General features: G+C 47.0%; 16 protein-coding genes. 8 read left to right on the top strand and 8 right to left on the bottom strand.

Going from position 1 to position 21,733, the window contains the following annotated elements:
- Positions 1-30 precede the first annotated feature (30 nt).
- Complete coding sequence (locus ON006_RS04350) at positions 31-1,425, bottom strand: DUF4270 family protein (RefSeq protein WP_244824684.1); 1,395 nt, start codon at positions 1,423-1,425, stop codon at positions 31-33.
- A 482-nt stretch (positions 1,426-1,907) separates the two neighbouring features.
- Between ON006_RS04350 and ON006_RS04345 the strand changes: the two genes are divergently transcribed.
- Together ON006_RS04345 and ON006_RS04340 are read left to right on the top strand one after the other, a co-directional pair.
- Positions 1,908-2,951: a Kelch repeat-containing protein gene (locus tag ON006_RS04345; protein ID WP_244824683.1), complete on the top strand. Its 1,044-nt coding sequence runs from the start codon at positions 1,908-1,910 to the stop codon at positions 2,949-2,951.
- The gene (locus ON006_RS04340; protein ID WP_244824682.1) at positions 2,948-3,304 is read left to right on the top strand and encodes a DUF4907 domain-containing protein; all 357 of its coding nucleotides are present in this window, start codon (positions 2,948-2,950) and stop codon (positions 3,302-3,304) included. The genes ON006_RS04345 and ON006_RS04340 overlap by 4 nt, the downstream gene beginning before the upstream one ends.
- Here ON006_RS04340 and ON006_RS04335 read toward each other — a convergent pair.
- A complete protein-coding gene (locus ON006_RS04335) occupies positions 3,301-4,401 on the bottom strand; it encodes an endonuclease/exonuclease/phosphatase family protein (protein WP_244824681.1) in 1,101 nt (366 codons plus the stop codon). The two genes, ON006_RS04340 and ON006_RS04335, sit on opposite strands and share 4 nt — an antisense overlap.
- A gap of 170 nt (positions 4,402-4,571) precedes the next feature.
- Here ON006_RS04335 and rimP point away from each other — a divergent pair, with 170 nt between their 5' ends.
- From rimP to infB, 3 genes are all read left to right on the top strand, one after another.
- Entirely contained in the window at positions 4,572-5,054 is a 483-nt protein-coding gene (gene rimP / locus ON006_RS04330) for a ribosome maturation factor RimP (protein ID WP_244824680.1), read from the top strand.
- 89 nt (positions 5,055-5,143) lie between these two features.
- Positions 5,144-6,385 (top strand): transcription termination factor NusA, encoded by a 1,242-nt coding sequence (gene nusA, locus ON006_RS04325; protein ID WP_244824679.1) that lies wholly within the window; start codon positions 5,144-5,146, stop codon positions 6,383-6,385.
- 72 nt (positions 6,386-6,457) lie between these two features.
- Positions 6,458-9,610 (top strand): translation initiation factor IF-2, encoded by a 3,153-nt coding sequence (gene infB, locus ON006_RS04320; protein WP_244824678.1) that lies wholly within the window; start codon positions 6,458-6,460, stop codon positions 9,608-9,610.
- Between the two features lie 110 nt (positions 9,611-9,720).
- Here the strand turns inward: infB and ON006_RS04315 are convergent, their stop codons facing one another.
- The 4 genes from ON006_RS04315 to ON006_RS04300 form a co-directional block, all read right to left on the bottom strand.
- A complete protein-coding gene (locus tag ON006_RS04315) occupies positions 9,721-10,845 on the bottom strand; it encodes a TlpA disulfide reductase family protein (protein WP_244824677.1) in 1,125 nt (374 codons plus the stop codon).
- 211 nt (positions 10,846-11,056) lie between these two features.
- Positions 11,057-11,446 (bottom strand): response regulator, encoded by a 390-nt coding sequence (locus ON006_RS04310; protein WP_244824676.1) that lies wholly within the window; start codon positions 11,444-11,446, stop codon positions 11,057-11,059.
- Positions 11,447-11,458: 12 nt separating this feature from the next.
- Entirely contained in the window at positions 11,459-12,631 is a 1,173-nt protein-coding gene (locus tag ON006_RS04305; protein WP_244824675.1) for a sensor histidine kinase, read from the bottom strand.
- A gap of 4 nt (positions 12,632-12,635) precedes the next feature.
- Positions 12,636-14,279: a PAS domain-containing protein gene (locus ON006_RS04300; protein WP_244824674.1), complete on the bottom strand. Its 1,644-nt coding sequence runs from the start codon at positions 14,277-14,279 to the stop codon at positions 12,636-12,638.
- Here ON006_RS04300 and ON006_RS04295 point away from each other — a divergent pair.
- On the top strand, positions 14,258-14,698 hold the full coding sequence (locus ON006_RS04295; protein WP_244824673.1) for an SRPBCC family protein: 441 nt from the start codon (positions 14,258-14,260) through the stop codon (positions 14,696-14,698). The two genes, ON006_RS04300 and ON006_RS04295, sit on opposite strands and share 22 nt — an antisense overlap.
- Positions 14,699-14,748: 50 nt before the next feature.
- A complete protein-coding gene (locus ON006_RS04290) occupies positions 14,749-16,077 on the top strand; it encodes a rhamnogalacturonidase (RefSeq protein WP_244824672.1) in 1,329 nt (442 codons plus the stop codon).
- Between the two features lie 91 nt (positions 16,078-16,168).
- On the opposite strand, the gene ON006_RS04285 is transcribed toward ON006_RS04290, so the two are convergent.
- Together ON006_RS04285 and ON006_RS04280 are read right to left on the bottom strand one after the other, a co-directional pair.
- Positions 16,169-17,602: a SusD/RagB family nutrient-binding outer membrane lipoprotein gene (locus ON006_RS04285; protein WP_244824671.1), complete on the bottom strand. Its 1,434-nt coding sequence runs from the start codon at positions 17,600-17,602 to the stop codon at positions 16,169-16,171.
- 11 nt (positions 17,603-17,613) lie between these two features.
- Positions 17,614-20,829, bottom strand: a complete 3,216-nt coding sequence (locus ON006_RS04280; protein WP_244824670.1) for a SusC/RagA family TonB-linked outer membrane protein — start codon at positions 20,827-20,829, stop codon at positions 17,614-17,616.
- A gap of 298 nt (positions 20,830-21,127) precedes the next feature.
- Here ON006_RS04280 and ON006_RS04275 point away from each other — a divergent pair, with 298 nt between their 5' ends.
- The gene (locus ON006_RS04275) at positions 21,128-21,718 is read left to right on the top strand and encodes a TlpA family protein disulfide reductase (protein WP_244824669.1); all 591 of its coding nucleotides are present in this window, start codon (positions 21,128-21,130) and stop codon (positions 21,716-21,718) included.
- Positions 21,719-21,733: the final 15 nt, after the last annotated feature.

The following is a 21,733-nucleotide window of genomic DNA, read 5'->3' as shown; positions in this document are numbered from 1 at the left end:
GCCTTTTGTTGTGGTTTGTAGCACCAGCTTTTACTGCACTGTAACCTTGGTATAGTATAGTTCCAGCTTCACGCCGGGATCCTCGTTCTGCTGATTGCCGATCACCAATCGGTTGACGCTTTTGCTGAACTCTGTATCGGCATCGCGGAAGCTTGACTGGGTATTAAACATCGAAGTCCTCAGAATCAAACCGCCTATTTCTTCAATTTCACTAGTCATCAAATCAGAGATAAATGAGCTGACATCGATGAGATAATACTGCTTATTATTAACGTAATCATTTACATATTGACCAAATACCTGCTGCGGCTGATTGCTCAGATAATAAAGTGGCAAAGGAGAACCTCCCTCCCCGGTGTAGAATTCATTGTTCTTATCACAACGGTACACATAGATTTGGTTGGGTACTCTAAGCGGATCGGTAACCGATGCTCGCAGCGGCGTCACCCGAAGATAAGCCCTATTAGCGACAGTATATTTAAAGCTTTTCAATGATCTCACCGTAGGAAAATCAACCCTTGTCATAATGCCGATTCCAGCCTGAATAAAGGACATATTTCCAGACTGTGAAGAAGGTAGCGATATCCTTCTGGTGTCAGGTAAGTTGGCAAGCGCCGTACCTTTCCGGTCTCCCAGAATCTGGTTGTAGGAAGCTGTTACCCTGAAAATGCTGGAATCTTTTTTGACCTGGTCCACATCCGGAGTGTGATAATGAAGCTGCACCGAAGTGCTGTCGTTTCCAGACCATAAAAAGCCTACCACCGGACCATTATCGGTAGCAGCGGGCATTAATACCAATCCTTTTACAAGGTTGATCCAATCCGTATTCGATGTCAGCTGGTTGTTCTTGCCCATTTCGAACATTTGCTGGCCCAGCGCATCAGAAAGCTTGATTTTAAGGTTCCTGGAAGTTCTCGGAGTGGGCACTACCCTTACTTTTCCAATCGCGACCGGATCAAATGCCGTTGAATTCCCATTCCAGTAAGAGCTTTTATCCAAAATATCAGCAAGCAGTTTATGAACTGTCAGATTGATTGGCTTGGTGGTATCTCCATAGGTATACCCGTCATAGCGAAGCGACAATACTAATGAATCATACTCTGCCAAAGCCGGAATACTGATGCCACTTTGTATCGTCGGTTGAAAAAAGCTTGCAGCTTTTACTTTGCCAAAATAGGGATCTGTATAACTCCCAGTCAGCATTCGTGCAGAGCCACCAGTCATCAATGAATCACTTCCTACTGTGGAGAGCTTCACTGTAACAGTATCTGTATATAAAACCGCAAAATCATCGGGATTAGGCTGAACCAGCGACTCTATTTGGTCTCCCCACTCACAGGAAGCCAATGACACAGTACAACCCAGTATGAGCAAAAGTTTATAGACTGCCGAATATCCTTTAGAGGAATAAGAATTAAATTTCATTTAGAGCAAGAACAGTAAAAAGTGCAAAATTATCACATGTAAACTTAATTACAACATGATTCGGACAAATAGGTCAAAATTGAAAGTAAAATAAGGTTTGCAACAAAATCTTTAAAGCCTACGTAAGGTTTATAAATGCTTTATTTGACCATACGCGCACGGGCCACAAAGAGTGGCAAACATCGATAGAAACGTAAAAAACGGTGAGACTATTTTAATTTCACCCGCTTACAACGATAATAAGCCGTTTCGCGTCTGAATAAAGTGCAACATTGACGAATATTTTACGTTGAAAGTAACTGGCCGGTGAAAGTTTTGGACAAAAAGTACCTTATTATTTTACTTAGCAGTATCAAGATGTTATGTTTGCAAAAAATTTCCGTGAATGCCCCGTTTTGCCAGACAAAACTGTTAAGTAGCTGAAATTGAAATTATTTTTAATCAATACTCATTTGTAACAATTAGTCAAACTATATTTTTTCATGTTTAATACCTTAAAAAAGACTTCGTTAGCCCTTCTAGTCGCTTCCACTGCCCTCGTTCAACTTAGCTGCAACAACGACGATCCAGATGCTGATAAACTAGGAAACTGGTATAGAAAGGATCTTCCAAGTTTCGGAGGGTCGGGAAGAACCCGTTCTGTCAGTTTCGTCATTGGCGAGGTAGGTTATGTAGGTACAGGTTTTACCAACGAAACCGTCGCCAGGGTGAAAGATTTCTGGTCTTACAACGCTGCTTCTAAAATATGGTCTCAGGCGGCTGCCTTTCCAGGAACAGGAAGAAACGACGCTACGGCTTTTGTTTTGGGCGGTAAAGCTTATGTAGGAACTGGATATGATGCGGTAACGACTGTTGATAACGGATATAAAAAAGATTTCTATCAATACGACCCTGCTACCAACAAATGGAAAGCAATCGCTGACTTTGCGGGCGGGACACGTCAGTATGCTACCTCATTTGTGGCTAACGACCGCGCTTATGTAGGTCTTGGTTACAATGGCAGCAACTACTACCAGGATTTTTATGAGTACAACCCCGCAACTGACAAATGGACTGAGATAGCAACCTTCATTGGCGGAAAACGCAGAGGCGCTCTTTCATTCAATGTTGGGGGAAAAGCCTACGTGGGTTTTGGAAACAGCAACTCAGGTCAGAATACCAAAGACATTTACAGCTTTGATCCTGCCGGCAACGGTGGAACTGGCGCATGGACCCGTATCGAATTTGGTGACGATACCAAAGAAGAGGCTTTCCCGGCAAGAGCATATGCAACGGCATTGGTGATCAATGACAAAGCCTACGTGGTGGGCGGACAAGACAAGTCGGATTGCTGGGAATATGTACCAGGCACCAACACCTGGACGGAAGTGGCTTCATTTCCAGCGGGCGGAAGAGGCTTTGCAGCTGGATTTGCAGTTGGCAAACTGGGTTATTTCGGAACAGGAAGCTCTTCGGGTTCCGGCGGTCTAGATGACTTCTGGGCATTTGATCCTACGGCAGCCATTAACGATGATGATGATCAGTGATCAGGAAAAATAAAACCATTCTCTCGATCATTGGCATACTGGCCTTCGCAGTCGCAGCTTATTTTCTTTTTTCAGTATATAAAAAAGGGAATCTAAGCTTGGGCCGTGAAGGCCTTTCTCGCTTTTCGGTGCAGACCATTAAGGTCCCGTCCGGCTGGGGATACCGCATTTATCAGGACACGACTGCCGTCATCGAGCAGCGGTTTATCCCTGGCGCTCCGGGCACACAAGGGTTTGCCTCCCAGAACGAAGCTCGTAAAACGGGTGAGTTGGTGCAAATGAAATTAGATCAGGGTATCTTCCCTCCGAGCATTACCACACGCGATCTGGACAGCCTGGGCGTGAAATATTAGCGATCTTCTGCGGTTTTAGTGAACTTATAAGTACCCATCACCGGATAGTGGTCTGAGTAGTCGATTTTGTTGTAGGTGGTGAAATTGACCAGGTTGAGCTTTTCCGGGCTGTAAAACTGGTGGTCAATTCGAATGAAATACGGAAGGTGATTAAAGGTAAAACCAAAGCCCTTTCCACCTTCCTCAAAGCCGTTATTCAATTTCCTACGTAATTTGCCATACACATAGCCATATGGCATCTCATTGAAGTCTCCGCATACAATAACCGGATAAGGGGAAGCATCCATCCAGGATTCTAAAACTTCAAGCTCCGCCGCATGCCTTACAAAGCCCATCTTGATGCGCGAAAAGGTGATCCTGCCTTCCCGTTTGACTCCGTCCATTTTCTTTTGATGGACTAAATTCCCCAATTTTAGTGTCATCGAGAAAAGATGCAGGCCGATCACTCTAACCGTATCTTTTTTGATCCTGATATCGGCCTGTATCATCCCATTCTGAGACTCAAAAACCGTATCTCTACTGGCTACAATGGGGAATCGGCTAAATAGCGCTAATCCTAAATAGTTGTACTTGCTATTCACCTGCTGATACCGCAGGGAATGTTTGAATCCTTTTTTAGTGAGCATCTCATCCATGTTGAAGAGCTTGCTAGCATCTGCAAAGTATTCCGGCATACAAATCACGTCAGCCCCACTGCCAGCAACCCATTCTTTCATATCGCCAATTTGCTTTCGCATCTGCCCATCACGTAGATCCGAATACCTTTGAAAGGAATGCACATTATAGTTCATGACAGAAAAAGTATGCTCACCATCGCTGGCGACAGACAGGTCCTTTCCGCCAAAACCATAGGTACGTGAGAGAAAAATGCAGCCTCCAAGGAGTAGGGCCAGCGGGAGCAGTGCTTTTTTTCTTTCAATTATAAACCAAATGGGCAGTGAGATCAGGTGCATAAGGATCACAGCCGGGAAGGACATCATCATAAAGCCCGCCAGCCAGCCCTCGAAGGGGATCCACAGTATCAGTATGTAAATCAGTATAGTATAAAAAGCAAAAACCTTATATGGGAACCACAAAACCTTTTTTACCCCTTTCATTAATTCAAAATTGAGTTTTTTGCAAAAATAGGTGATCAGGATCGATTTAGAAGGCTTTCAATCCAACTTGTAGAAATGATAAAATAGTTTTACCTTTGCATCCTATTCTATTTTGATCGGTTGATTGAGGGGGTCTTAAATCCCCTTTTTTTATTTGCAGTAAGCCTTACATGACAATAAAAGAACATTTAGAAGTTTTAGTGGCCCCGTTTTTGGAAGACGGTAATTGTTTCCTGATAGATATTATCATTAAGCCTTCTAAGGTAAGTCAAAAAGTAACGATTCTAGTCGACAGCGACCAGGGAATTACCATCCAGCAATGCACATCCATCAGCCGGCGACTTGCCAAGCAGTTGGAAGAACTGGAAGTCTTCTCGGAAGCCTATACGCTGGAAGTTTCTTCTCCCGGATTGGACCAGCCCCTGGTGCTGCCGCGTCAGTACCAAAAGAATGTTGGCCGAAATCTCAAGGTAACACTCAAAACAGGAGAAATCGTGCAAGGTTCGCTGATGGAGGCTACTGATGACCAAATCAGTATTCAGTTGCCGGAGCCAAAGAAAAAATCAAAAATACCGGTGGAAGAGGGTTCTCTACTCCGGGCGATTTCTTTAAGCGATATTTCAAAAGCCCTGATTGAAATCTCTTTTAAATAACTTACTAGGCCAGAATCACACAAGCTGGCTTGTAATCAATTATATAATATGTCTAACTTAGTATCAGCAAATATTCTTTAACATAAGCAATGGATAGCGGAATATTAATTGAATCATTCGCGGAGTTTGCAAGCTCTAAAAACATCGATCGTCCAACGATGATCAATGTTTTAGAAGAAGTATTTCGTACAATGATTCGTAAAAAATACGGCACCGACGATAATTTTGACGTAATCATTAACCCTGAAAGCGGTGACCTTGAGATGTGGCGCACACGAGAAATCGTTGACGATAACTCTGAGGACATCTGGGATTACAATAAAATTCCGCTGGCCGAAGCACGAAAAATTCAGAATGACTTTGAGGTAGGTGAAGAAGTTGCCGAAGAAGTAAAACTGGTAGAATTCGGACGCAGACTCGTACAAACCGCCCGTCAGACCCTGATTCAGAAAATCAAGGACATGGAAAAAGAAATCATGTTCGAGAAATACAAAGATCAGGTCGGTGAGATGATCACCGGTGAGGTTTACCAGACGCTCAGACATGAAGTCATTATCGTCGACAGCGAAGGTAACGAGCTTTCATTGCCAAGAACCGAGCAGATTTCAAAAGACCGGTTCCGCAAGGGAGAATCTGTTAAATCAGTGATCCACAAAGTGGAAATGAACAACGGCTCCCCTAAGATCACCCTGTCCAGAACCTCACCTGTTTTTCTGGAAAGATTGTTTGAAGTTGAAATTCCGGAGATCTACGATGGAATTATTTCGGTCAGACGTGTTGTTCGTGAACCAGGGGAACGTGCCAAAGTGGCCGTTGAATCTTATGACGACAGAATTGACCCGGTGGGCGCTTGTGTCGGCATGAAAGGTTCACGTATCCATTCCATTGTCCGCGAACTTGGAAACGAGAATATAGATGTAATCAATTACACTGATAACCTTGAACTGCTCATCAGCAGGGCTCTGAGCCCAGCGAAAGTAAGCTCAATGCAGATCGACCGCGATGCCAAGCGCGTTTCTGTTTTCCTTAAACCAGACCAGGTATCGCTGGCCATCGGTAAAGGGGGACAAAATATCAAGCTGGCAGGCAAGCTGGTAGGCATGGAAATTGATGTTTTCAGGGATATTGAAGAGCAGAATGACGAGGATGTGGATCTTACTGAATTCTCTGATGAAATCGATGAATGGATCATCAGTGAACTCCACAAAATCGGTTTGGATACCGCCAAAAGTGTTTTGGCGCTCAATAAAGAAGAACTTGTCAGAAGGACCGACCTTGAAGAAGCAACGGTTGAAGAAATTCTGGAGATACTTCGAAAAGAGTTTGAATAATTTTAACAACCGGCAGGTTTAATCCAGGGGTTAGATCTGCCAAATGCAAAACTTTTTCTACTAATTGCTAATATGGCAGAAGATAAAATGATGCGCCTTAGCCAAGTGGCACGGATCCTGAACGTAGGAATTACTACGATCGTGGATCATCTGTCTGCCAAAGGGTATAAGGTGGAAAGTAACCCGAATACCAAAATTAATGCTGATCAAATTGAATTTCTAGCGAAAGATTTCAAATCGGATGATCTGAGATCCTCGCTTTCCTATAAGCCTGCGCAAGCAGAAGCTCCGGTGGAAATCAAGGAAGAAAAAGTAAAAAGTGATGTAGATGGAATATTGTATTTCCGCAACACGCCCAAAACGGAAGAAAAGCCCGTAGTGGAAGAAACTACACCTGCTTTTGAAAACCGTCTTCCTGGTATCAAAGTGGTTGGCAAGATTGACCTGGATGCAAAAAGACCAGCTGCCGCGCCTAACCCTACCCCAACACCTGCCGAACCAAGAACGGAAGCGCCGAAGGAAGCTCCAGTAGAAGTTAAGGAGGTGACTCCCCAAGCTACCGCTCCTGTTGTTAAAGAGGAAGCTAAACCAGAACCGGTCGCAGCTGAACCAAAAGCAATGAGTGAAGCTCCCAAAGAAGTGGTTGCAGAAAGCCCTGCCAAGCCAGAGCCGGCAGCCTCCAAAGTGGAAGCAACCAACATGGAAACACCCGTGCAGGCCGCCGTTACAAGCGAGCCAAAAGAAACTCCACAAGCAGCGCCAGTGGCCGCTCAACCTGTGGCAGACAAACCTGCCGAAGCTGAACCAGCTGCTGCTGGCCCAGTTTCTGAAACTATCACACCGAAAGCTGAACCTGCGCCAGTCGAAGCCGCACCAGCCACTGAGGCTGTGGCCCCAGAATCAGGCGGATCGGAATTGATCGAAGCGCGTGGAGAACAGCTTCGCGGGTTACGTGTGGTGGGTAAAATTGAGCTGCCATCTGATAAGATAAAGAAAAAAGACCCTGTCGCTTCCAGCGATACGGCAGCGGACAAAAAACGCCGCAGGAAAAGAAAAAGAATCCGTGATGGAGCTGTTGTATCCGGTGAAGCTAGGCCAGGCACGCCTGCAACTCCCGGCACGGAAGCTGCCCCAAGAGATCCTAATGCGCCTGCCGGCACTGCGAACAGACCTGGAAACAGGCCTGGAAATGCGCCAGCAGGATCTACTTCCACGCCAGCGACTAATTCTACCCAGCCAGGTGCTGCCAGAACAGGACCTAATAACCGCGGAAATAATACCAATACCAACCGCAGAGGAGGTAAAAGAGAAGAGGTATCCGACAAAGAAGTATCGGACAACATTAAAGCCACTATGGCCCGTATGGGAGGTGGAAACACTAAAAATGTAGGTCGTGGAAGAGGTGGAACGGGACGTCGTCGTGACCGTAATGATCAAAACGACACCAACGGACTGGGTGAAGAGGAAACAAAAGTATTGCGCGTAACCGAATTCGTTTCAGCCAACGATTTGGCTTCTCTGATGGAAGTTACCGTTCAGGAGGTAATCTCGGTTTGTATGAGCATGGGTATGTTCGTTTCGATCAACCAGCGTCTGGATGCGGAAGCCATTACCTTTATTGCCGATGAATTCGGATTTGAAGTTGCCTTTATTTCAGCGGAAGAGGAAGTTCAAAATGACGTCGTTGAAGAGGTTGATACCGAAGAGAGCTTGATAGAAAGAGCGCCGATCGTTACCGTTATGGGTCACGTCGATCATGGTAAAACATCTCTTCTTGACTATATCCGTCAGGAAAACGTCGCCAGCGGTGAAGCGGGTGGTATCACTCAGCACATTGGGGCATATAGTGTAAAGACAAAAACAGGCAAACAGGTAACATTCCTGGATACACCGGGTCACGAAGCATTTACTGCGATGCGTGCCCGCGGAGCCAAAGTGACTGACGTAGTTATCATCGTCATCGCGGCTGATGATAGCATCATGCCTCAAACACGTGAAGCCATCAACCATGCGCAAGTTGCAGGAGCGCCAATCGTGTTTGCATTCAGTAAAGTAGATAAAGCAGGTGCCAACACCGAAAAAATACGTGAAGAGCTTGCCAACATGAACATTTTGGTGGAAGAATGGGGTGGTAAATACCAGACTCAGGAAATCTCATCTAAATCTGGTTTGGGTATTGATCTTCTCTTGGAAAAAGTGCTTCTGGAAGCAGAATTGCTTGAACTAAAAGCGAATCCAAACCGTCGCGCGATCGGTACTGTGGTTGAAGCATCCTTGGATAAAGGACGCGGATATGTAACAACCATCCTGGTTGAAACTGGTACATTGAAAGTGGGTGATGTGGTTCTTGCGGGAGCACATTTTGGTAAGGTAAAAGCGATGACCGATTACCTTGGTAAGAAGCTTAAAACTGCCGGACCATCCATGCCCGTTCAGTTACTGGGTTTAAACGGCGCGCCGCAAGCAGGTGATCGTTTCAATGTTTTTGAAAATGAGCGTGATGCCCGTGATATCGCCACCAAGCGTGAGCAGATCCAGCGTGAACAGACGATCCGTACCCGTAAGCACATTACACTCGAAGAAATTGGCCGTCGTAAGGCGATTGGCAGCTTCCGTGAGCTGAATTTGATTGTAAAAGGTGACGTGGATGGATCTGTGGAAGCACTTTCAGATTCATTGCTGCAACTTTCAACTTCGGAGGTTCAGGTCAATATCATTCACAAGGCAGTTGGTCAGATTTCTGAATCTGATGTGAACCTTGCGATTGCTGCCGATGCGATCATCGTAGGATTCCAGGTTCGTCCTTCTTCGAACGCGAAGAAAATGGCTGAGCAGGATCAAATCGAAATTCGTCACTACTCTGTAATCTACAACGCGATCGAAGAGATCAAGGATGCGATGACAGGTATGCTTGCACCGACCATCGAAGAGATCATTACGGGTAATATCGAAATACGTGAAGTCTTCAAGATCAGCCGGATCGGTACCATTGCCGGATGTTATGTGACGGATGGATTTGTGAAACGAAGCAACAAAATCCGTGTCGTTCGTGACGGTATTGTTCTTCTGACCGGAGAAATCGACTCTCTGAAACGTTACAAAGACGATGTTCAGGAAGTGAGAAACGGTTACGAATGTGGTTTGAGCATCAAGAACTTCAACGATATCGAAGTCGGTGACATTATTGAAAGCTTCGAGCTGCGTGAAGTGAAGAGAACGCTTTAAGAATAGCATATTTTAATAACAAAGAGCCTGCGTCAGAATTGACGCAGGCTCTTTTGGTTTAATATCCCCACTCTGTTGCCACATCAAAGAATTTTCGACGACCACTAGGATCACTTTTTTGAATCAAATAGCTCCGAGAGCTTTTGATTGAGTCCGGCGCCCCGCAGATTCGTAGCTATAATTTTGCCAGCCGGGTCAATCAAAAAATTCTCAGGTATCGATTCGATGCTATACATTCTGGAGACTTCATTGTCCCAGCCTTTTAGATCCGAAACCTGCGTCCAGGGCAGACCATCCTTGGCGATTGCGTTCAGCCATGCTTGCCGCGCACTCTTTTTGTCAAGGGACACCCCTATCACTGTGAAATTATTGTTTTTATACTGCTCGAAAGCTTTCACCAGATTGGGGTTTTCTGCCCTGCAAGGTCCGCACCAGCTTGCCCAAAAGTCAATCAGGACATATTTCCCTCTGAAATCTTTCAGCGCAACGGCTCGCCCGGCTGTATCGGTCTGCGTAAACTCTGGCGCCAGCGCCCCAACACTGACCTGCGAAAGCTTTTCCAATTTCTGTCCGTATAGTTTCCCCAACGGGCTATTGCGTACCGGTTCATTCAGGCCCAGAAAGAGGGGTCTGATAACGGCTAGATTTGGCTTTGAGCCAGCCAAACTGGCAAGCGCATAAATGGAGGCCAGATTATCGGGGTTGCTTTTTACAAAATTCAGGTTCGCCTCCTGGTGTTGTACGATGGAAGATCGCCTTTTTGCATCCCATTGCCTCTGAAAGTCTACATCGGTCTCTTTTTGGGGAGAAGCGGCGAGTTGCGCCTGCATCATCTTATTGAAGCTGCGCATCTGCTCGTCCAGGGGATCTGTTACCCGCCGCAATTCGATAAAGTCCGCATTGAGCTTCCCGCCGCGGGCGAGCGCGTTATGCAGCGAATCCTTGCTTTCGATTTGGATGGTGCCCGCTTCGATGTAAAAATCGAGCCGGTTGTGATCTGGGACGGAAAACAGAATCGCTTTTAATGGTGTTTGCAGCTCTCCTTTGAATACGAAGCTGCCCTTGTCGATGGTGGTAGAATCGCTTCTGCTGGTGCCGGTGATGATGTCTGCGATGTAAAGATAGATTTTGGTTGATTTAGAATCTGCAAGCTTACCCTTGATGGTAAAGCTCTTGCCTTGAGCGGCTGCCAGCGCCGGCAGTAGCATCAGGTAAAGTAGTGATCTGTATGACATATGAAGCTCATTTGATGAAGAGAAGCTAAACTCACCTATTATTTACAAAAGGTGACATCTCGGCCGGCTTACTGATCCAGGGCTGAAAAGTGTCATGGCTCGCCTGGTTTCTCAGTTGAAGGTGCTGGCCGCCCAAGCCGGTCTCACTGCAAAACGGATCAGCGATATATTTCCAGCGTCGATGGGGATATCGCATTTCCGAATGTGCTACTCAAAATTGTAGGCTTTTCAACATCGTTAAGCTCAAGGGCTTGGTCAGGTACTTTTTCACAAACTTGATTTTGGATACGCGCTCGATATCATCTGCGTCACTAGAAGAAGTAAGCATAAATATGTGCGGCTTTTCGGTCATGTATTCAGGGAATTTCGAGTATTGGTCCAGAAAACCAAAGCCATCCATAACAGGCATAGAGATATCCAGAAAAATAGTATCCGGAAATGCTTCCGAATTCTCCATCAATGTGGACAGATATTCCAATGCTTCAACGGCCGAATTCTTCACCGTTATTTTTTCGGCCATTTTGCTAGAATTGACAATATGTTTTGAGATGTAAATATCTATATCATTATCATCGATCAATAATACATGCTTTAAGTCCATTACTGTATTCGTTTATACATCGTGCGAGTTGGGTATGTCAACGGTAAACTTTGAGCCCTCATTTAATTTTGATTCAACACTAATCTTGCCGCCAAGCTTGTTAAGAGACTCTTTCAAAATATACAACCCGAGCCCTGAACCGGTTGATGATACCGTAGACCGATAAAACATTTCGAATATCTTGTCAATGTCCTTTTCTGCGATCCCAATTCCGTTGTCTTCTATGGTAACGACGGCTTTTGGCAGGGTACAATGTACAATTATTTTCACAAATGAACGCCCTTTTAAAGGATCCCTGTATTTAATGGCGTTGGAGACCAAATTATTTAAAACGACGCTAATTCTTCTTTTGTCCGATACGAATGCGCTGTCTTGGTTGATCTGTACGATCAGCTTCATTTCATTTGCCCCTCCCATAAAGTTGAGCGCTGCTGTTGTCTCCTGAACCAGCTCTTCAAAGCGGATTTCATCTTTTTCGATCTCTGCACGGGAGTTGCGTGAATAATGGAGAATGTCCTCTATAAAGTTATCGAGTTTGACGACGCTTTTAGGCAACATAGCCATGCGTTCCAGCTGCATTGTATCACAAGGATCTAAATCTTCATGGATAATACCTGTCAGGCCAAGCATGGACTTAAGGGGTGCCCGCAAATCATGAGAGGCGCTATAGACAAAACGATCGAGCTCGGCATTGGTCTTTTTTAATTCAGCGTTGTTTGTGGAGAGTACTTCTTCTACTTTTTTCCGCTCGGTAATATCGCGATAGTTCAACACATAGGCTTTCACGCTTTCATTGTCAAGAAGGTTGGTGATTGTCCCTTCTATCCAGATGTAGTGACCGTTTTTGTGAATGGCCCTTAACTGAAACGCCAGCGCAGCACCCGGTAACATGTGGGAATTCTTCAATATGTTCTCACATTGCTGCTGATCATCGGAATGTATAAATTGGGATACCTTTTTGCCCTGGCTTTCTTCCAACGGAAATCCAGTTGTCCGCACGTAAGAGGGGCTTTGATAAGTGATCTGGAATTGGTCATTTAACACCAGAATAGTATCGCTGATATTCTCAATCAACGCGCGGCTCTTTTCTTCGCCTTGCTCCAATTGGATCTCAACTGTTTTACGATCGGTGATGTTTTCAGTAAGGACTGTGATCCCAAAGAGCCTCTTGTTGGTGTCATACACGGGGTTACATCCTGGTCCTTAACCAGAACGTGGCACCTTGGCTATTTACCTGCGCTGATTCGACCTCAGAATATTTGCCTGCCAGCGCATCACTAAACATGGGCATAAATACGCTTTCGGTTCCTTTATACAAAAAGTCTCTGACGTTTGCCCCTAAGTAAATCTCGTTCCCACCGTTTAAAACAAGTCTGTCCTTGGCTGTTTTGTTGAACAGTAAGACCCTTAGATCCACAGAAAGCAACCAGATGGATTCGCTGGCATTTTCAATGATCGCCGCAAAAGTTTCCGCCTGTTCCTGGATGAGCGCCTGGGTTTTTCTGCGTTCTGTGATGTCTCTGATCACGGCCATGATCACCGGCTCGCCGTTGATCTGCCATACATTGATCGTCATCGAGATCAGCATGATCTGACCGTCTTTCTTTCTGCTGTTTGTTTCAAAATCTTTGATATGACCATTTGCTTTGAGCTGGGCGACCAATCTTTTGCGATCCTCTGTATTGGCATACAGATTAAGATCAAATATCGTTTTGCCGATGGTCTCTTCTTTGGTATAACCATATAAGGAATAAAAGCTATTGTTGGCATCAATGATTCGTCCGTCATGCAATGTGCCAATGTAGAATGCATCGTTGCTGGTCATGAAAGACAATCTGAATTTTTCCTCACTTTCTTTCAGCCTTAGCTCTGCTTCTTTACTTTGAGTAAGATCAAGTGAAAAGGAGGTGAACCCTGTTACCTTTCCATCATTGATCACCGGATTGAATGAGGTTCTGAAACTGGAAAATTTACCGTTGTTGTGGTAGTCCTTTTCCAAAACCACTTTGTTGCCTTTTAATGCACTATCCATCATCTTGGAGGGTTCATCCCGATTCTCTTCCAATACAAAATCGTGAACCCCATCCCCGACCTTGGGTTCATGATTCGTAAAGAGCCTGTAATTATGGGCAAAATGGCTATTGAAGAGCATGATCTTTTTGTTGACATCATACAGGGCGAGCGAGCCCTCGATGTTTTCAAAAAGTGCCGTCAGCAGCGACTCTCTTTCCAATATCTTGGCCTCTGCTTTTTTTCGCTCTGTGATATCCATGATGGAACCCAGGATTGCTTTGGCTCCCTCATAGCTCGTTTCACCGCAATACGCATCGCACCAGATAATCTCTCCGTCTTTTTTTCTGTATTTTAGTTCGATATGGAAATCATCAATGATGCCCGCATCGGCTTTTTTCCGCCACTCCACTAGTGCTGGGGGAGCATATTGGGTATCAACAATATCGCGGATATTGTCCAGGCCAAGCATTTCCAGCTGCGTATAACCCAGTATTTGTGCAAACTTTGGATTGACATAGACAAATTTTCCATCCTGAACAATGTAGACACCCACCAGTGATTTTTCAACCAGGTTTTTGAATTTCAGTTCTGATTCCCTAAATGCAGCTTCCGCCGTTTTTCTTTCCGTGATATCGCGGAAAATAGAAATATAACCAACGCCCTCTACGGCCCGTACATGTACCTCGGTGTAGACCAGGCTGCCATCCTTTCGAGCCAACGTCCTTTCGTGTAAAAGGCTTCCGTCTTTGCCAATTGCTTTGGATCGTTGGCCGGCCCAAACCACCTTTTCTTCCAGTGATGAGCGATACCTTTTCAACATCCATCCAAATTAACGGTGATCCCTTCCAGATATGGAGCGTTTTAACCAAGCCCGATCTGATGGCCCAGTGGCTGGGTGAGCCTTCAATGCAAGTGCAGGTGCTCACCAGCTGGCAGATCAATAGCCCCATTACCATTCGCGGCTTTCACAATGGCTATTTTGAAAACAAGGGGACTATACTTCAATTTGAAAAGGAGCAAAAGCTCGCCTACTCCCATCTAAGCTCCGTATCCGGCCTGGCTGATACGAAAGAGAATTATTCGGTGATCCAGATGACACTGACCAAACAAGTAAGTGGCACCCTGCTCACAGTCATTATCGAGCACTTCCCTACCGAGATCATCGGCAAACACCTGGAATTTTATTGGAAATCAACCCTTGCCGTCATCAAGGCAAAAGTGGAAGGAAAGCCGATCTGATGGAAAATTGTTGCAAATTGCAATCGATTATTAGTCAACAATTTTCTGCTATGGCCAAATTTCCTACGCTTCTGCTGTGCCTTATCTGTATTTCTTCCATTGCATTCCCGCAAGGCGGCAAGTCTGCTTTCTTTCCGGACGGGACACCGATACCGCAATGGTTTTCCGACAGCGCAAAGATCCGACCAGGAGATTTGGGCAAACAATTTATCATTACCCAGCATGGGGCAACCGCGGACAGCACGGTGGTCCAGACGGCAGTGATCCAGAAAATCATTGACCGGGCTTCTCAGCAGGGCGGTGGGGTAATCGTCATTCCCAGGGGTACTTTCCTGAGCGGTGCTTTGTTTTTTAAACCCAAAACCCACTTGTTGCTCTCTGCTGGCGCCGTACTGAAAGGCTCAGATGACATAGCCCATTATCCGATCATGCCGTCCCGGATGGAGGGACAAAACCTGGATTACTTCCCGGCCCTGGTCAATGCTTATGGCGTGAATGGTTTTAGCATTTCTGGCGCTGGCACCATTGACGGTAATGGGCTCAACTACTGGAAAGCCTTCTGGCAAAGACGAAAAGAGAACCCCAATTGTACCAATTTGGAAGTCTCCCGTCCACGCCTGGTGTTTATCTGGAAAAGTAACGATGTCCAGATCCAGGACATCCGCCTTCAAAATTCGGGCTTTTGGACCAGCCACTATTATCAATGCAATAACGTCAAGATTTTAAATGTGCGCATCACCGCCCCGCACGAGCCCATCAAAGCGCCCAGTACCGACGCCATTGACCTGGACGTCTGCACCAATGTGCTCATCAAAGGCTGCTATTTGGCCGTCAACGATGATGCGATTGCACTAAAAGGAGGAAAAGGGCCTTATGCGGATACTGATGCCGGTAACGGTGCCAATACAAATGTGATCATTGAGGACTGCGAGTTTGGCTTTTGTCACGCCGCACTCACCTGCGGAAGCGAGGCGATACACAATAAAAATATCGTGATGCGCAACTGCCATATCACCAATGCGATGAGAGTGCTGTGGCTGAAAATGCGGCCGGATACGCCTCAGAAATACGAGTTTGTCAGCGTGGAAAATATAGACGGCTATGCCTATTCACTGATTTATGTCAAGCCCTGGAAACAGTTTTTTGATTTGAAAGGCCGAAAAGACGTACCACTATCCTACTGCGAGCATATCAGCTTAAAGAACATCAAGCTTAAATGTGAGGTTTTCTTTGACGTCAGCCCCGGGGAGTACGATAAATTAGCCAAATTCAGCTTCGAGAACCTGGACATTATCGCTAAAAATGCGGCTTACGACAAAAGTGTGGTCAATGATTTTAAGCTAAGCAACGTCATCGTCAATCAGAAGTTGATCGAGTAAACCAGCAAGTATTCCGCGAAAAGAAGCAGCCCGAAACCTTACTGACCATGTTTCGGGCTGCTTTATTTTAGAACAGCAGTTCAAATCCAAACTACTTCACATCCCAGAATATCTTGGATGTAACCACATCACCTCCCATGGCCGCCGAAGCGGCCTGATAATTGGCGGCGTTCAGATTTTGCTCTGTAAACGGGTAGGGAAAACGCAGCGGTATATCCGTTTCTGCCTGCGTTGGTTTTTTCAAAACCGGAAAGTCGAGCCTGCGCCATTCTTTCCAGCCTTCTACGGGCTGGTTGTAAAGGGCAATCCATTTCTGGGTTCCAATGCTCTTTTTCCAATTGGCAGCATCGAAAGCGACGGCAGGCTTAGCCAGGTACGCGGTAGCTTCACCGGTGCTGCCGCCCCAGTCGCCGACGATCGAAGCGGTCACTGCCTTATCGTAGTGCTCCTGGGCAGTGCCTCCAACATCGAAGCCTCTCATTTTGGCCTCGGCCAAAAGGAATTCCACTTCCGTGTAAGAGAGCAGCACGCCGGGTAGTTGCGGGTTACGTATAACGGCGCTAGGCTGGGCAAACTGGGCATAAGCATTGGAGCTACCATAAATGCCGCCGACATACTTGCCCGCATTGGCGCCCGCTGTGGCCGGCCGCACGTATTCGTTCAGACGCGGATCAGCCAGGCCGCTAAGCACATCCACCATCGTATTAGCCCCGACATTGTCATTGCGCTGTCTCAAATTGTCATATACCGGACTGGCCGTAGGCGGGTTAGCCGTATAATTCAATTGGGCATCATCGGCATGGGAGCTAAACACATGGGCAGCGGCCTGCTCGCATATCTTTTTGGCCGCGGCCGCATCTGCGTCGGCCAGCGTGATCCCAATTCTCAGTTTAAGCGAATGGGCAAATTTGACCCAGTGTTCCAAGTCCCCCCCGTAGTACAGGTCCCCATCTCCAAACCCAGGCGCATCGGTATGGAAAGCTGCTATGGCTGCGTCCAGCCTTTTGATCAGATCCGTGTAAATGGCAGCATCATCCTCATAGACTGCCTGTACATTGGTGATATCCAAAGCCTGCCCATAGGGAATGTTGCCGTAGGTATTGACCAGTACGGACCAGGCATATACTTCAAGCACTTCGATGCTGGCAAGTTGATTGGCTTTTTCATCCGCTGTCACCACCGCATCGGCCTCCACCGTTTTTCTGGCTTCCCGCAGGTCACTGAGTACATCCTGGTATAAAACGTCCCAAAAGTTGGTATTGATTTCCCGCGCCTGGATATTGTAGCGGCTTTCCTCGGGGTACTGGACGGCAGCCCAATACTGCAGGTAGTACCGGAAGGGATTGTAATTGTAGTCCGGTGTTGTAATGATATTGGACAGATTAAACTGGGCATTGCCCATCAGTGTCGCCGCCGGGACCTGGGTCGCCTTTTTAGGATCAATATTGTAATCTTCGTCCAGACCGCTCACGCAAGCGCTGGCAAAAAACAATGTCGAAGCACCATACAAGAATATCTTTTTCATGGGTTTGTTTGTCAAAATCTGAGTTTAATGTTCAAGCCGATGTTGCGAGCAGAGGGATAAGCCGCGCTCAGAAAGCCCATTCCCAGGTTTCCTGCGCCAAAACCTGCCTCGGGATCCGAATAGGGCACATCCTTGTGAATGATCCATAGGTTACGGCCCACCACCGACAAATCCACGCCTTTGAATGCTTTCAGTCTGGCAATCAGGCTAGCCGGCAGAGAGTAGGTCAGTGAAGCCTCACGGAGCTTGACAAAGCCCGCCCCATAGATTTGCGTTTGATTAGGACCATCCGTACCCAATGCATTGGCCACATTTTCCAGTCTGACATCGTTGGGCGAGCCATCCTCTTTGACACCCTCCAATAGAATGCCCCCGCCTTCTGCGACCGGAAGCCGCGATGGCTTGCCGAGCTCATTGAGGCCCGCCGTTTCAGGGTACATCCCCGTTCCAAAGCCGTAGTAAGTATCCAGGTTATATAGCTGCCCGCCCTTCTTAACATCCACCAAAAAATAAAGGGAAAGCCCTTTGAAGCTGACCGTATTGGAGACGCCGCCCAGCCAATCCGGGTTAGGATCGGCGATTTCGGTGCTGCTGCCCGTTTTTTTGTACTGCCCGTTGGCATCAATGACGCGGCCGCCGTTTTCATGGATCACGTAGCCCGTTCCGCGCAGTACCCCAAAAGGCCTGCCGACCGTAGCATTAGAGGTGACACTGGTTTGATAGGTGGCCAGGACCATATTGTCCCCTTCGGCCAGGGCCTCAACATTGTTTCGGTTCCTTGCCCAGTTGGCATTCACCGTCCAGGTCAATGAGGCTGTTTTAACTGGTGTAACAAAGACTGAAAGCTCTATCCCCCTGTTGGAAACCTCGCCTGCATTGATAAATTTATAGCCGTAACCGGTCGTGGTGGGTACTGTGACGGGCAGGATCTGATTGAAAGTATGGGCGTTGTAAGTAGTGAAATCAAAACCGAGCCTACTACCTAGAAAGGCCATTTCGACCCCGAATTCAGCGCTTTTGGTTCTCTCTGGCTTTAAATTGGAGTTAAAGCGCGTATTAGGCACCGAGAATAAGGGTACCCCGTCAAAGCCGCCGACCGGCTTGCCTATCTCATCTCCTTGTTTGTTGTAATACTTATTGGTAGCGCCAAACGGGGCATCGGAGCCGACCTCGGCATAGTTAGCCCTGAATTTCCCATACGAGAGCCATGACAGGTTTTTTAGCAGTTCCGAGTATACAAAGCTTACAGCCGCCGAGGGGTAAAAGTAGGCGTTGTTGGCCTTAGGCAGCGTCGAAGACTGATCCCTTCGCGCTGACAGGTCCAGATACACGGTTTCACGAAAACCCAGGGTGGCATTGGCAAACACCCCGTCGACAGCGATCTTTTGCGCGCTTTCGATCGGTGGTGAGAGCAGGCTTTTGGAGTTGGATAAAGCATACAGCCGCGGTACGACCAAACCACCACTGGTGGAGGCCTGCAACGAATTGGCCTGCGAACGTCTCATATTCATACCCACCAGACCGCTCAATGAAAGGTCTTTGGTAAAGCTCTTTTGAAAATTGGCAAACAGATCAAAATTGAACTCGCGGAATGTCCGGTTATAGCGGATGTAGTATGGATCGTCCGAGTTAGTAGTGCTCCCTATCGCAAAGCGCTCCTCCTGCAATTCATCGTAACTATCCAGCGAGATGCGGCCCGTCACTTTCAGCCAGCTGGCCAGATCGTAAATCGCGGCAATGTTACCAAATGTGCGGTAGCGCTTATCGTTTTCATAATTTTCATACCGGGTAAAATAAACATTGTCTGCGTAGGCAGCCGTCAGATCATCCGGGCCCGACCAGTTCCAGGTAATGTTCTGCCGGTTGCGAAAGTAAGCTTCTTTCTGCTCCTTGATATCCACATTGGTCTGAAACCACTGGCGAAAACCCAGCATAGGGTTGGCAGAACCATAACCTGAGCCGTAACGCCCCAGACCGTCTTGTTGGGTAAAATTGACACTGGCCTGAGCGGACAGCTTCGAGCCCATTTTTAATGAGCCGGCCAGATTGACCATGTTCTTGGTAATGCGGCTATTGGGTATGATCCCCTTGTCGATGCTACGGTTGTAACCTACCTTGAAGGTAGCCTTCTCACTGCCCCCCTCCACCATGATATTATTGGTGCTCGATACGGATTTTTCCATAAAGTACTCCGGCCCGTGCTCGGCAGCTACCCAGGGCCTGGTCTTCTGGTAGTTGGGCGAAGCCGGGTCAAATGCGTCCCAGTGATAAACCATAATACTGGGATCGAAGCCGTAACCGTATGAGGCGTCGTCGGGGAACGAGACCGTATGATCATCCTTTCCATCACCATTGACATCAAACTCGCCCCAAGTCTGCTCATAACCAGCCCCGTACTGCTTTTGGTAGACGGGCAAGGTTTTCTTATCGACCTTGCCAATGGTGAGCCCACTGTTAATGGTCACGCCGAGTCCCTTCTTACCTTTTTTTGTAGTAATTAAAATAGCGCCATTGGAAGCCCGCGAACCATACAAGGCCGTGGAAGCTGCACCTTTGAGCACGCTGACCGAAGCGATATCATCCGGATTGATGTCCGCAGCCGGATTCCCGTAGTCATATCCACCACTTCCTGTGCGCTGGCTGCGGGTGTTGGCCACGTCGTTGTTGACAGGAACACCGTCAATGACAAAAAGCGCCTGATTATTTCCGGTAAGGGATTTAGTGCCCCTGATGACCACATTGGAAGAGCCGCCCAGTGTATTGGTCTGCGTAATGTTGAGACCCGCCACCTTACCCGAAAGCGAGTTGATCAGGTTCGGATTGCGGCCGGCCGTCACTGAGCTCCCCTCAATCTGGGTGGCCGCGTAGGGCAATGAATTGCGCGTTCTTTCCACGCCCATGGCCGTCACCACCACTTCGCTGAGCTGCCTGGCATCTGGCTGCATCGATACCTCCACTGCACGCAGATTGTCAACACTGGTTTCAACGGTGGCATACCCGATGAAGCTAAGTACCAACGTGATCGGGCCAGCAGGGGCTTCCAGTTTGAAAATACCTTCGGTATTGGAGGATGTACCGATCTGTGTTCCTTTCAAAAGGACGTTAACGCCGGGCAGCGGCTCGCCACTTGTCGCATCGGTTACCTTTCCGGTAACCGTTCTGTCCTGGGCTAGCAGCGGCCGAAAAGCGCATGCCAGCACCAGAAAAATGAATAGATGTTTTCTCATGGTCATAATAGGAAATGGGTGAATTCAGCTGAGAGAGGGAAATAAGAGGGAATCTGCGAGATAAAAAAAAAACGTCGACATACAGCCCGGAAAGTTGGATAAACGGCTTTCGTCTACTGACAAATTCAGGGGGATGCAACAGCGGGTCATTACGCAAAGTGTTCTTACTGGGCAGTTTGTAGCTAAAATTTAGTGCGCAAAAACTGCCCGCTTTCGCTTGTTTTAAAGTAAATTTGGTAGCTAATTAAAAAATTAGTTTTACAACATACCTCCATATACTGCTTCCTCAATGATTAGAATGGGCTTGGTGACCGCGTGGCTCACGCTGCTGCTTTCGATGGTTGGCGCATTATTCTGGTATAACGACTGGATTTACCAGCTGCCCACACCCGTCCCCAAAAATTATAAGCCTGTTGCCATTGGGACCCAGATCGATCTGGGCCCGAAGACTGCCGCTGGGCAGCATAAACCTGTTTTTCTGCATTTCTATAACCCCAAATGCCCGTGTTCGAGATTTAATCAAAGCCATTTTCAATCACTGGTGCGAGAGTATGGCCAGGAAATTGACTTTGTGGTAGTGGTTTTATCTGATCAAAAATACACCGCTGAAAAAATCCAGGATAAGATAGGTGTGGACATTGACGTCATCTTTGATCCCTCCCTTGCAGTCCGCTGCGGAGTATACGCCACCCCGCAGGCCGCCCTGCTGGACCGTGAGCAAAAATTGTACTACCGCGGTAATTACAACGCAAGCCGCTACTGTACAGATGAAAAAACGGCCTATGCCAAAAATGCGATTGAAGCCTTACTCAAAAGCCAGATGCTTCCCATTTGGAGTGCAAAAGCATTGAAATCTTACGGCTGCACGATGCCGGTTTGTAAAAATTAAACTCACTCAACGTAT

The organism is Dyadobacter pollutisoli, from assembly GCF_026625565.1.
Taxonomy (GTDB): Bacteria; Bacteroidota; Bacteroidia; order Cytophagales; family Spirosomataceae; genus Dyadobacter; species Dyadobacter pollutisoli.
This window is presented reverse-complemented; position numbering and strand designations above follow the sequence as displayed.